Consider the following 11,267-nt stretch of genomic DNA (forward strand, 5'->3'; position numbering starts at 1 on the left):
TGGCCGGCTGGTCCGGGTGCAGGGCCGGCCAGTGCGGGGCCGGGCACGGGGGATGCGGACGCGGATGCGGATCTCGGTCCGGTCGGGGATGAGGGCTCCGCTGATGAGAGCGGCGTACTTCTCCGAGCGGCGTGAGCGGAGCGGTGGCTGCCGGTGCTGCTCTGTTCTGTTCTGGGGTTGCCCAAGATGGCGTGGGGCCGGGCTGTGCGTGGTGGGCGTCGAGGCGGCGGCCGGGGGAGGCGGCGGCGCGCACCGCACTGCGCGAGCGCGACGAGGTCGAGGGCGTCCGCGCAGTGGCTGAGAGGTGACATCCGGCGGGCCGTGCGGCTGGACGTGCGCGCCGAGCGGCTTGTCGCCGCCTGGCGCCTTCGGCCGCGGTGTACAGGGCGGTGGCGATGCTCATCCCTGCAGCGACAACGACGCCACCCCCTACCCCTGACCGGTGAAAACGCAGTCGTCGGAAGCGGATAGGCAATGGCCTCGCAGGCGGCGCAGCTCCCATGGGCGGGATGGGACGGGCGCCACGGCCATGGCTGCGGCGACGGCTCAGAGGTGACGGTCCAGGAACGTCCGCATCTCGGTGACGGTCATAGGTCCCGTGCCGTGCGCCACCACGTTTCCCTCCTTCAGCAGGATGTAGGACGGGGCTCCGGTGATCTCGTACCGCTGGGTCGCGGCCGGACAGCGAGTGATGTCGGCGCGGACGGCCGTAAGGCGACCCGTGTAGTCGTCGGCGACGCCATCCACGACGAGGTCCATCACCCGGCAGGGCTCGATTGCCTTGGGCCATGTTCCGGCGAAGTATGCGAGGACCGGAACTCTGCTCATTCCGAGGATGAAATCGAACTCGGCATCCTCACGGGGTCGGTGAACCCGCTTCGCCATGGTGTCTCCTGACCTCACGTTCCGTCATGCCATCCCCATCATCCCTTGCGCGCTGTGCAAGACGATCGAGCAAAACGATCGAGCAAACCGGCCTCGCGCTCGCACTGGGCACGGCCGGGGCGCTTTTCCCTTGTCGCCGGGCGCTGATCAACCAGGCACTCGGCCGGAGGCGAAGGCCGATTACGCGCACATCACGGACCGTCGCTACGAGGCGGCGGCGGTGCCGTCCACCATCGAGCGAGAGAGCGACGTGGACACCGGGCGCTCGCCCGGCGGGATTACGGCGTCGGCGCCATCGGCGTCCTCGACATGGCCCTGGGCGTCGATGGTGATGGCCGTCGTCCGCCCCTGCGACGTGATGAGCCAGGCCAGTACCTCTTCCGTCAGCCTCGTCCTTCCCATGCACCCGCCGCTCCCGCCAGGCACCGCGGCGGCGACCTGGTCGGCTCGCTCCAGTCGCTCTGCACATTCATCCGTACGCGGCTCTCTGTACATAGGCGAGTACGCCGACAGTCAGGAGCGGGAAGGGCCGTGCGGCAAAGGCCCTTCCATGCTCCCGGTGCGCGCTTTCAGTCCGTCGCGGACGACCGCACGGGCGCGATGTGCGGACTCCGGGTGGCCGTCCAGGTGCTCCAGCATGCGGCAGGTGCCCACCAGGATCGCCGTGAGCTCCGGTACCTCCAGATCCCGTCGCACCACGCCGGCCCGCTGGGCGCTGTCGAGGAGCTTGGTGAGCACCTCGCCGAGGGCGCGTCCAGCCTCGGAGGTAGCGGCCCGGACATCGACTCCCGCGTCCGCGAGCGCCGCAGCGAAGGCGTTCTTGACCGGAGACTGATCCAGTACCAGGTCGAAGAACGCGAAGAGGGCGTCCGTCGGACCGATCTCGGCCGCCAGGCGTCGTCCCTCCTCGGCCAGCCGTTCCAATCGCCGGACGAGCACCGCTTCCAGCAGGGCTTCCTTGGTGGGGAAATGCCGGAACACGGTGGCGATTCCGACGTTCGCGTCGCGGGCGATCTCCTCCGTGGAAGCGCCGGTGCCCCGCGCGGTGAAGACCGCCTCGGCGACCTCCAGCAGCCGCGCGCGGTTTCGCCGTGCGTCGGCGCGCAAGGGCTTCGCGCCCGTGTCGGGGGGAGTCTGATCAGTCGTCAAGTGGACCTCACCATGCCTGGACAAACGGAGTCGCGTATCCGTATCGTTCGGAAACGGAGTCGCCTATCCGATTGTAGGCGGCAGGATCACGGAGGTCAGCCATGCCTGCACCCACTGCGCCGCAAGAGATCTTCGGGCGGTTGATCGGCCTTGTCTCGGCGGGCAAGTGGAGCGAACTCACCGAGCTCTACGCGGAGGACGCCGAGGTGGAGATCGTCTTCTCGCCGGTTCCCCCACGCCGTATCCACGGCCGGGCGGAACTCCGTAAGCGCTTCGCCGCCCTGGAGGCCGCCGACGCGATCCGCCTGCGCGCCGAGAACATCCACGTCCACAAGACCGACGACCCCGAGGTCGTGATCGCGGAGTTCGACTACGAGGGCCTGTACCCCGCCACCGGCCGCACCTTCCGTACCGCCAACATCCAGGTCCTGCGTATCAGGGACGGCCTGATCGTCGAGACCCGCGACTTTCACGACCACCTCACCTTCGCCGCAGCGGACGGACGCGCGAGCCAGTTGCTCGCCGCGCTGGACCAGCGAGGGTGACGGATGCGTGGCGTGAGGTCGGGCTGCCGCGAGAGCAGCCAGCATGTAGCCCGTGATCACGCTGGGGCTGAAGCCTGGTGGCGGCCGGGCCGGCGGGCTGGTCGGTCCGGGAACGCGGGTTGCACAGGTCGCGGTCCAACGCGGCATGCTGACGCTGACCTGCGTAGACGTGCGTAGACCGGCGGTACCGGTGTACTGGCGTTGGACGCCGACGGTGTGGGTGCCTTCCTGACGACGCCGGTCTTGTCCACGATCAGCACCGCCGGGCGTCGACAGGGTGCCCGACTACGTCTTCGCTGCGACCCGCGGTCACCGCAACGTCGTTTGTCTTCACGCCGATGAACAACGGTGGCTGCACCCACACGCGTTCATGAAGGCGGGCTCCGGCTCGGCATTCGTGGTCCGCTACCGTGAGCGGCAATCAGGGATCGGATCGACCCGTCAGAGAGTGAGAACGCCCGATGATGCCGCCGTCCTGCGATATATGCCGTGTTCCGCCCCGGCATTCAGGCTTCGAGTACAGCGACTTCACCCTCGTGAGCTTCCGGCTCACAACGACGTATCCGGATGACTGGGCTGGTCACCCTGCTCACTGTGTGTGGTTCTGCCCCTCCCATCTCCCTCTCTCGGAGGGCCTCACGCATCTGCCGGCCGTGGAAGCCCTGGCCCGCATCCAGGCGAACCTGCGCGAGACGACGGCCCAGGGAAACTAGGGCCTGTATGGAAAGTGGATCTTTCTCCATGAATGATCTTCGTTCATGGGGCGGGGTGATCTCACTGAGCTTCTTCGAGTTGGCCACCGATCGGGTGATTGCGACTGAGCGCCTCAGTGTCGAGTGGGCGGCTACAGCGTCCGGTGCCAGCAGCTTGGTGAGCCGGGACAAGGGACCGCTCGAAGCTTGCCGGCCTGAACGCCAACCGGCGGCAAGGCTGGTGAGCGACGATCAAGTTATTGTCAGCCGCTGGCTCTAAGGTCGGCCCTATGACATCAGACCTGGTCCGGGACTCATGGACTCGCATCGACGCGTGGCTGCGCGAGCATGCGCCCCGCACGTTTGCCACGCTTCGGCCGCCTGCAGGCGGCGAGGAGATCGCAGCAGCGCAACAGGAACTGGGGGTCACCTTTCCTCCGGACCTGGTCGCTTCACTCCTCCGGCACAACGGGGCGCTGGAGGGACCTGAGGCTTTCCGCTTCAGCACGGGCGACCGGCTGCTCGGAGTGAGCGGAATCCTCGGGGACACCGGGTTCATGCGCGGCATCGACCAGGGCCTCGACGGGGAGACCGAGGGCTACTGGCTTCACGATTACGTGAAGTTCGGTTCCTACGACGTGACATCGGACGGTCTTCTGATGGATTGCCGTACCGGGCGGGGCTCCTTCGGTGTGATCGGACGGTTCTTCGACGAGACCGGCACCAGTTTCGGGCAGGCCGACTCGCTGGGTGAGTATCTGGCCGAACTGGCCGGCACGCTTGAGCGCGGCCAGGACGCCGGTGTCGTCACCTTCAACGGCCGGCTGTTCTGGGAGGCGCGTCCGCCTGCCAGGCCGCAGTACAGTGCCCACGAGCCCCTTCCCGCACCTGATGAGCAGCTGCCAGAGCTGGACCTGTCCTACAGTCCCACCGACCTCCTCCACGTGAGTCACCTGGACGGGCATGAGGAACTCGGTGCGCTGATCGCGGTCCTGCCGTATGAGCAGGTGGTCGACGCCGCGCGGAAGCAGCTGCGCAGACTGGCGGTCGAAACGGGTCTGAACAGCTACCCGGAGGTCAAGTCAGCCCTGGACGCGTGGGAGTGCGGTGTGGCCCTGCCGCAGCCTGACCAGACCGGCCCGCTCGCCTTGCGACTCCGCGCGGTGCTCGCACAGGCCGACACCGGCCGGGACCACACGCGCAGGTGGGCCGCTGAGAAGATAGCCCTCGGGATCTGGGGGTCCCCGTACAGGTCCGTGTGCGAGAGCGCGGAGACCCGGAGTCACTTCACTCTCGACTGGCGTGCGGATCTGCATGCGGACCTGGGCAATCAGCCCCTGCCACCGATACCTGACGACCGATTCTGGGGGGCGCTGCGCAACCCCGCCATCGACTCCAGTTGGTACGCGGCCCAGTACGGCCAAGATCAGGACTGACCCCAAGGGTTTCGGTTCCGCGTGAGCGCTTCATGCGGCGGTGATAGCCAGACGAAGCGCTCACTAAGGATCTTCAGCGCTGCCGCTCCAGCGTGAGGATGGCCTTGACGATTGACGTCATGCGGTTGGGGCTGCACCGGGACCTGCGGAAGATCCGCCAGGACTTCAGGCTCGCGACACCGCGTTCAACAGGCGCTCGTGCTGCGGCCAGCGCCCGGTTGAGGGTCTTCTCGGTGGGAGTGAGTTCCTGGAGTGGCTTGCGTTTGATGCCGGTCGTCAGCCACGGTCCTGCCATCACAGAAGTTGACCCAGAGCCCGAAGGGTTGACCTGACTTCGCCGCCGCGACCTGCTGGGAGTCCGCCTTGATACCCGTGTCGGACCTGCCCCGCGTCCCGCGCCTCTGGCGAGGTGACGCGACCACGGTCGCCAGGGCTCGCGCCGGAGTTCTCCGCGCCGGGGACGGTGTCCTTCGGGCGCGCCGACGCACCCATCGCAGCCGGCCGAGGAGCGGCGGGGGCCGGACTAGGAGCGAAAGTGCGGGCAGCGGTGCGGGTCGCGCCCACTTCGACCCGTGGCATCGCATCACCACCCTGGTCCAGGCAACCCCTGTCCTTCCCCGTGTTTCAACATGCGGTCGGAAGAGGCGCCGCCCACGGAAAGGGCTTCGTCTACGGAAGAGGATCCGTCTGCGGAAGGCGGAATTACGTCGTATGCGCCTTTACGGCGCTCCTGCGTCGCGTGCTTCACCTGCCTGGCCAGTCATGGGGCGCCGGATCACTTGCTGGCACGATGGGCGGGGCACACCAACGTCAAGACCACCAAGCGTTGGTACGTGAAGCCGGACGTAGAGGATCGGCGAGGTGCATAAGGCCAGGTCAGCTCGCTGTGGCCCAGGCGCGTCTACGTAGTTGGTGAGACGCGTGTGAGAGAAACACCCCTGCTGGCTGGTGTCGGCGGGGGTTCCCCGCGAGCGGGGGCGCCCGCTGAAATGCTGCCCCATGCCATCACGCTGGGCAGTTGCGGCGAGCCGGAGAACTCGACCGTTCAAGGCCCCTGGGCTGAGTGCCCGGCGGTACTGTCAGGCTCGCGGCGCGGGCCGCAGCGACGAAGTCCTTCCGGTGGGATTCGACGCGCTCGATGAGCGGGTCGCGAACCCATCCACCGATCAGTTGGTCCCACATGGCTGGGCATCGGTCGACTAGACGGAGAGTCTGAGTTACCTGTATTTCGGTGAGGGTGGCGCTGTTGCGGAGGCAGTAGTCCAGAACACCCCGATCGCTTCTTCGTTTCTCCTCGTCCTTGCGTGCCCAATCGACGATGAATTCCCAGGCTACGTACGCCGCGTCATGACTGTCGTCGGTGCAGTCTTCCGGGTCGCCGGGGCACCAACCTGCCTCCAGCGCGCTGACCGTTGCGCGTAGTACCGCGCGATCGAGGGCGCAGCGTTCCAGGAGGCGGCATTGCGAGAGAAGGCATTCTGCTGCTGCAAGGAGAGCAGGAGGTGCAAGTAGCTCCAGTGAGGCGTAGCGCGTTTCTACCGGGACGGCGTGCTTGGCCACGAGTGCTTGGCGTTCATTGCTATCGATACTCGGGAGTCGCTTCACGACGCCCACCAGGGCGTCGGAGACACTCAGGAACTCCAGGCACGCGCTGCCGAGCGCAATGTTGCGTTGCTGATCCCGGTCGAGGAAGCTCTGGCTCTGCACCGCTGCGATGGCGGCATCTGCCTGGATTCGCCCGGCGAGGAGTGCGGCAGAAGTTGCGCCTTCTGCGCTGCGCTTGGTCCACCACGCCGCAACTACGGCAGTGGGAACGGAGAGAAGGGCTGCGACCGAACCCAAGTCGACTATGTCCATGGTCCAATGCTGGGCGAAGAGAAGGTGTCCTGCGGGAGTTTCGGTGCAGATCGATAGGCCCGGACATTTGTTCCCGTTCGCTGGCTGTCGAGAGACGGTCCGTTTCCATGAGACGCGAGCACCGTGTCGTGTGGAAGCTGCTGAACCCGCGCTGGAACGGGCGGGGCTTAGTTTGTCGTGTGCCGTCACCTTCTCCCGTGGCCGGCGCCGGTCGGCGAACAGCGGTTGAAGGCGGAGCTGGGCGCGGTCGGCAATGCCCAGCCATGACCATCGGTCCGCCGCCGAGTCACGCAGGCGCTGGCGGTTCGAGCCGGGGGACCGCAGTGGGTGACCTGACAGTCAAGGGACGTGACAGGGCATCGAGCAGGGAAGGCGCTCGACTGACTGTGCCGCTGAGTCCTCGGAGAGGAGCGTTCGTGAGGACAGTTCAGAGGGCCGGGGCGTGTCCAACCCGCAGACGCCGTGGGACGAAGTCAGGCCGCGGCTGTGGCTGGGCGGGCACTTCTGGGCCGGCCCTGACGGCGAGGTGCAGACTGAGGTGGTCGGTGCTGAATTCGACTCGGTCTCAGGAGGCGTAGCCCGAGGGTGCCGTCGACCTTGCGGTGGCTCTGCGTCGGCAAGCCGTGCAGGCGTGATAGCTGGAGGGTCCGTAGCGGTTGATGGGCGTGCCGCAGCCGGCGCCGGGGCCGATGTGCCAGGGCAGGCAGTGCTGGCGGTGGGCTGCCTGTTGCCGTTCGTCGGGTCCGAGGATCAGGCGGCGTTCTTGGCGGGGGATGCGATACAGGTGAGCGGGCACTTCGTCCCAGGTGTGCGGGGCGGCGGCTGCGGGTGGGTCTATGCGGGCGGCAATGGGTGGCGACCGCCCGCAGCAACGCCTACTGCGGATGCAGTAGGGAACTGTCGGCAGCCGCACGAAGACGGGAAATGCCTGGCCGGACAGGGTGGAACGGTTCCCCGAATTTCGGATGTGGAGATCCTTCTGTGGCTGCCTTTCTTGACCGATTGGGCCGATCGGCCTTCCGACGGCGCTGGCGCGTCCTGGTGCTGTGGGTGCTGGCGCTGGTCGCCGCGGGCATGGCGTCGGCGCTGGCTCCGGCCGCGCCTGACGGCTCCTACTCGATGCCGGGGACGGAGTCGCAGCGCGCCTTCGACCTCATCGAGGACCGCTTCCCCGCGGGCAGTACCGGCAGTGCCGCGTCCGAGGGGGCGAGCGCGAAGCTTGTGTTCGTGGCCCCGCAGGGCCAAAAGCTCACCGACCGGGAGAACCGGTCGGCCGTCGAGGCGGTCGTGGACCGGGTGGGCGGACTCGATCAGGTGGTCCGGGCGGCCGCCCCGTACGGTACGGGTGCGGTGAGCGAGGACGGCACTACGGCGTACGTGTCGGTCACCTTCGAGGTGAAGGCGAAGGACGTCGATGACAAGGTCAAGCAGGACCTGGAGCAGGCTGTCGAGGACGGCCGGGAGGCGGGGCTGACGGTCGAGGTCGGCGGTTCGGTGCTGGCCACTCAGCCGTCGGGCGGGGCGACCGAACTGGTCGGCGTCGTGGTGGCGGCGGTCGTCCTGCTGATCACGTTCGCCTCACTGGCCGCGGCGGGGCTGCCGTTGCTGACCGCGCTGATCGGCGTCGGGATCGGCGCCGCGACGATCATGGCGCTCAGCAGCGCGCTGGGGCTGTCCAGTGCCACCAGCACGCTGGCGATGATGCTGGGCCTGGCCGTCGGGATCGACTACGCGATGTTCATCGTCTCTCGCTACCGGGAGGAGCGGGCCAGGGGGCTCGCGCCGCAGGACGCGGCCGGAGTGGCCGTGGGGACGGCCGGGTCGTCGGTGGTGTTCGCGGGCCTGACTGTGGTGATCGGTCTGGCCGGGCTGTCCGTGGTGGGCATCCCGACGCTGACCCAGATGGGGCTGGCCGCAGCCGGCACTGTGGCGCTGTCCGTGCTGGTCGCCGTCACGCTGGTCCCGGCCCTGCTCGGGATCTTCCCGCGCGCCGCCCTGGCACGCTCGACGCGCCGTTCCGCCCGCAGTGGCGGGCGGAACGCGGTGTCGGGCGGGGGCGAGGGGAAGCCGAATCTGGGCAGTCGCTGGGCCCGCCTGGTGGTGCGCCGGCCCCTGCCGGTGCTGCTGGTGGCGGTCGCGGCACTGGGCGTGATCGCCCTGCCCGCCGCCCAGCTGGACCTGGGCACGTCGGGTGACGGGTCCAAGCCGGCCTCGACCACCGAACGCCGCGCCTACGACGCCCTCGCCGACGGCTTCGGCCCGGGTTTCAACGGCCCGCTGACGATCGTCGTGGACGCCAAGGACGCGCAGGACCCCAAGGCCGCCGTGGCGGAGAGCGCCCGCCAGATCGGTGCCGTCGATGGCGTCGTGTCCGTGTCACCGGCGCGCTTCAACACCGCGGGCGATACCGCGGTCCTCTCCGTCACTCCCGCCACCGACCCGCAGGACGAGCGGACCAGCACCCTGATCCACACCCTGCGGGACGACCGCCCGGCGGTCGAGAAGACCACCGGCACCACGTTCATGGTCAGCGGCAGCACGGCCGCGAACATCGACAGCGACCAGAAGGTCCAGGGCGCCCTCGTGCCCTACCTCGCCCTGGTAGTGGGCCTGGCCTTCCTCCTGCTGCTGGTCGTCTTCCGCTCCGTGCTGGTCCCGCTCAAGGCGGCCCTCGGCTTCCTGCTGTCGGTCCTGGCCGCCCTCGGCGCGGTCGTCGCCGTGTTCCAGTGGGGATGGCTCGCCGGCCTGCTCGGCGTGCACCAGACCGGCCCCATCATGAACACCATGCCAATCGTCATGGTCGGCATCGTCTTCGGCCTCGCCATGGACTACGAGGTCTTCCTCGTCACCCGCATCCGCGAAGCCCACCTGAAGGGCGAACGCCCCGGCCAGGCCATCGTCTCCGGCTTCCGGCACAGCGCCCGGGTGGTCGCCGCCGCGGCCGTCATCATGATCTCGGTGTTCTCCGGCTTCATCGGCGTCAGCGAACCCATGATCAAGATGATCGGGTTCGGGCTCGCGAGCGCCGTACTGTTCGACGCGCTCGTCGTACGGATGACGATCGTGCCCGCCGTACTCGCCCTGCTGGGCAAGCACGCCTGGACGATGCCCCGCTGGCTGGAGCGCATCGTGCCCCGTGTCGACGTCGAGGGCCACGCCCTGACCCGCGACGAGGACGCCACACCCGCACGGCCCGAGGCCGAGCAGCCAGGACTGCCCGTTCACCAGTGACAACCTGGAGGGGGCCGACTACCCGGAAACGGGCGGCCGGCCCCCTCCGCGACGTTCCGCCGTCCCGCACGCACCCACAACCCCTACAGGTGGAAGGCACGATGATCACGACCTGGCAGCGCTACCTGCGCCGTCACCCCCGCGGCGCCGACACCACGGTGGCCCTGGTGCTGTTCGTCGTAGCCTTTCCCGGCAGCTTCGCCAACGTCGACCACCTGACCGCCCCCGCCCACCGCTGGCTCGGCGTCCTCCTGGCCGGCATCTCCTGCACCGCCCTGCTCTGGCACCGCTCCCGGCCCAGGACCGTCGCCACCCTCGCCATCGTGTGCGCGATGGCCATGGCCCTGGCTGGCTACGTGATGACGGTTCTGCTGCTCGCCCCGCTGATGGCGGCGCTCTACTCCCTGGCCGAACGCACCGACCGGAAAACGACCCGCAACCTCACGCTTGCGGCCGTCGTCCTGGTCGCCGGAGCCTGCGTCATCGGTGGTCCCGCCGGGGAATCCCTGGCACTCATGGTGATCGGCCCGATCGCCTACCTCCTCCTGCCGGCCGCCCTCGGCTCCACCGCCCGCTTCCGCACCGCCTACCTCGACTCCGTACGCGCCCGCGCCGACCACGCCGAACGCACCCGCGAGGAAGAAGCCCGCCACCGCGTCGCCGAAGAACGCATGCGCATCGCCCGCGAACTCCACGACGTCTCCGCCCACCACCTCGCCCTGGCCAACGCCCAGGCCACCACCGCCGCCCTCCTCATCCGCAGCCACCCCGAACAGGCCGAGAAACTGGTCACCGCCCTCGGCGAGACCACCGGCACCGCCCTGCGCGAGATGAAAGCCACCGTCACGCTCCTGCGCCAGCAGGGCGACACGCCCGACAACCCCCTCCAGCCCGCCCCGGGCCTCGCCCAGCTCCCCGCACTCCTCGACACCCACGCCGCCGCAGGACTCACTGTCACCGTCACCACCCACGGAGAATCCCGGCCGCTGACGCCCGGAGTGGACCTCACCGCCTACCGCATCGTGCAAGAAGCGCTCACCAACATCGCCAAACACGCCCGCACCCACACCGCCGTCGACGACCACTCCCGCCTCGCCTACAGCGAGATCCACGCCAACGAGAAGAAGGAAACCGCCACCGCCTTCTGGACACGGGCACACGCCTACTTCGCCGGCGTCGGGATCACCGTCGAACGGGTCCTGACCGACAACGGCGCCTGCTACAAGTCCTACCTCTGGCGAGAGACCCTGACGGCGGCCGGGATCACCCACAAGCGAACCCGGCCCTACCGGCCACAGACCAACGGCAAGGTCGAACGCCTCAACCGCACCCTGCTCGACGAATGGGCCTACGCAAAGCCCTACCGATCAGAACACGAACGACGCGACGCCTTCCCCCACTGGCTCCACTCCTACAATCACCACCGCGGCCACACCGCGCTCGCCGGCAAACCACCCGCCAGCCGCGTCCCC

7 protein-coding genes and 4 pseudogenes are annotated in these 11,267 nt (G+C 68.5%); 5 read left to right on the top strand and 6 right to left on the bottom strand.

Annotated elements, in window-relative coordinates; translation table 11 throughout:
• Positions 1–546 precede the first annotated feature (546 nt).
• From EAO72_RS16650 to EAO72_RS16660, 3 genes are all read right to left on the bottom strand, one after another.
• Positions 547–885, bottom strand: coding sequence for a thioredoxin family protein (locus tag EAO72_RS16650; RefSeq protein WP_148018120.1), 339 nt, complete (start codon positions 883–885; stop codon positions 547–549).
• A gap of 204 nt (positions 886–1,089) precedes the next feature.
• Positions 1,090–1,287: a hypothetical protein gene (locus tag EAO72_RS16655; RefSeq protein WP_148018121.1), complete on the bottom strand. Its 198-nt coding sequence runs from the start codon at positions 1,285–1,287 to the stop codon at positions 1,090–1,092.
• Positions 1,288–1,398: 111 nt separating this feature from the next.
• Positions 1,399–2,034: a TetR/AcrR family transcriptional regulator gene (locus tag EAO72_RS16660; RefSeq protein ID WP_148018122.1), complete on the bottom strand. Its 636-nt coding sequence runs from the start codon at positions 2,032–2,034 to the stop codon at positions 1,399–1,401.
• A gap of 101 nt (positions 2,035–2,135) precedes the next feature.
• Between EAO72_RS16660 and EAO72_RS16665 the strand changes: the two genes are divergently transcribed.
• On the top strand, positions 2,136–2,579 hold the full coding sequence (locus EAO72_RS16665; RefSeq protein WP_148018123.1) for a nuclear transport factor 2 family protein: 444 nt from the start codon (positions 2,136–2,138) through the stop codon (positions 2,577–2,579).
• Between the two features lie 94 nt (positions 2,580–2,673).
• Here the strand turns inward: EAO72_RS16665 and EAO72_RS44300 are convergent.
• Positions 2,674–2,842 (bottom strand): annotated as a pseudogene (locus tag EAO72_RS44300) (IS701 family transposase); the annotation flags it as partial.
• Between the two features lie 719 nt (positions 2,843–3,561).
• On the opposite strand from EAO72_RS44300, the gene EAO72_RS16670 reads away from it, so the two are divergent.
• A complete protein-coding gene (locus EAO72_RS16670) occupies positions 3,562–4,707 on the top strand; it encodes an SMI1/KNR4 family protein (RefSeq protein ID WP_148018124.1) in 1,146 nt (381 codons plus the stop codon).
• A 73-nt stretch (positions 4,708–4,780) separates the two neighbouring features.
• Here EAO72_RS16670 and EAO72_RS16675 read toward each other — a convergent pair.
• Together EAO72_RS16675 and EAO72_RS16685 are read right to left on the bottom strand one after the other, a co-directional pair.
• A pseudogene (locus tag EAO72_RS16675) lies at positions 4,781–4,999 on the bottom strand (transposase family protein); the annotation flags it as partial.
• 713 nt (positions 5,000–5,712) lie between these two features.
• Positions 5,713–6,564: a hypothetical protein gene (locus EAO72_RS16685; protein WP_148018125.1), complete on the bottom strand. Its 852-nt coding sequence runs from the start codon at positions 6,562–6,564 to the stop codon at positions 5,713–5,715.
• Positions 6,565–7,545: 981 nt separating this feature from the next.
• Here EAO72_RS16685 and EAO72_RS16690 point away from each other — a divergent pair.
• The 3 genes and pseudogenes from EAO72_RS16690 to EAO72_RS44065 all read left to right on the top strand — a co-directional run.
• Positions 7,546–9,795: an MMPL family transporter gene (locus EAO72_RS16690; RefSeq protein WP_148018126.1), complete on the top strand. Its 2,250-nt coding sequence runs from the start codon at positions 7,546–7,548 to the stop codon at positions 9,793–9,795.
• Positions 9,796–9,896: 101 nt separating this feature from the next.
• Positions 9,897–10,598 (top strand): annotated as a pseudogene (locus EAO72_RS44305) (histidine kinase); the annotation flags it as partial.
• 261 nt (positions 10,599–10,859) lie between these two features.
• Positions 10,860–11,267 (top strand): annotated as a pseudogene (locus EAO72_RS44065) (integrase core domain-containing protein); the annotation flags it as partial.

The sequence above is a fragment of the Streptomyces sp. OR43 genome (genome assembly GCF_008042275.1).
GTDB lineage: Bacteria > Actinomycetota > Actinomycetes > Streptomycetales > Streptomycetaceae > Streptomyces.

Coding starts and splice junctions, on each gene's coding strand:
- EAO72_RS16650 (WP_148018120.1), bottom strand. CDS start 885: ATGGCGAAGCGGGTTCACCGACCCCGTGAGGATGCCGAGTTCGATTTC.
- EAO72_RS16655 (WP_148018121.1), bottom strand. CDS start 1,287: ATGGGAAGGACGAGGCTGACGGAAGAGGTACTGGCCTGGCTCATCACG.
- EAO72_RS16665 (WP_148018123.1), top strand. CDS start 2,136: ATGCCTGCACCCACTGCGCCGCAAGAGATCTTCGGGCGGTTGATCGGC.
- EAO72_RS16670 (WP_148018124.1), top strand. CDS start 3,562: ATGACATCAGACCTGGTCCGGGACTCATGGACTCGCATCGACGCGTGG.
- EAO72_RS16685 (WP_148018125.1), bottom strand. CDS start 6,564: ATGGACATAGTCGACTTGGGTTCGGTCGCAGCCCTTCTCTCCGTTCCC.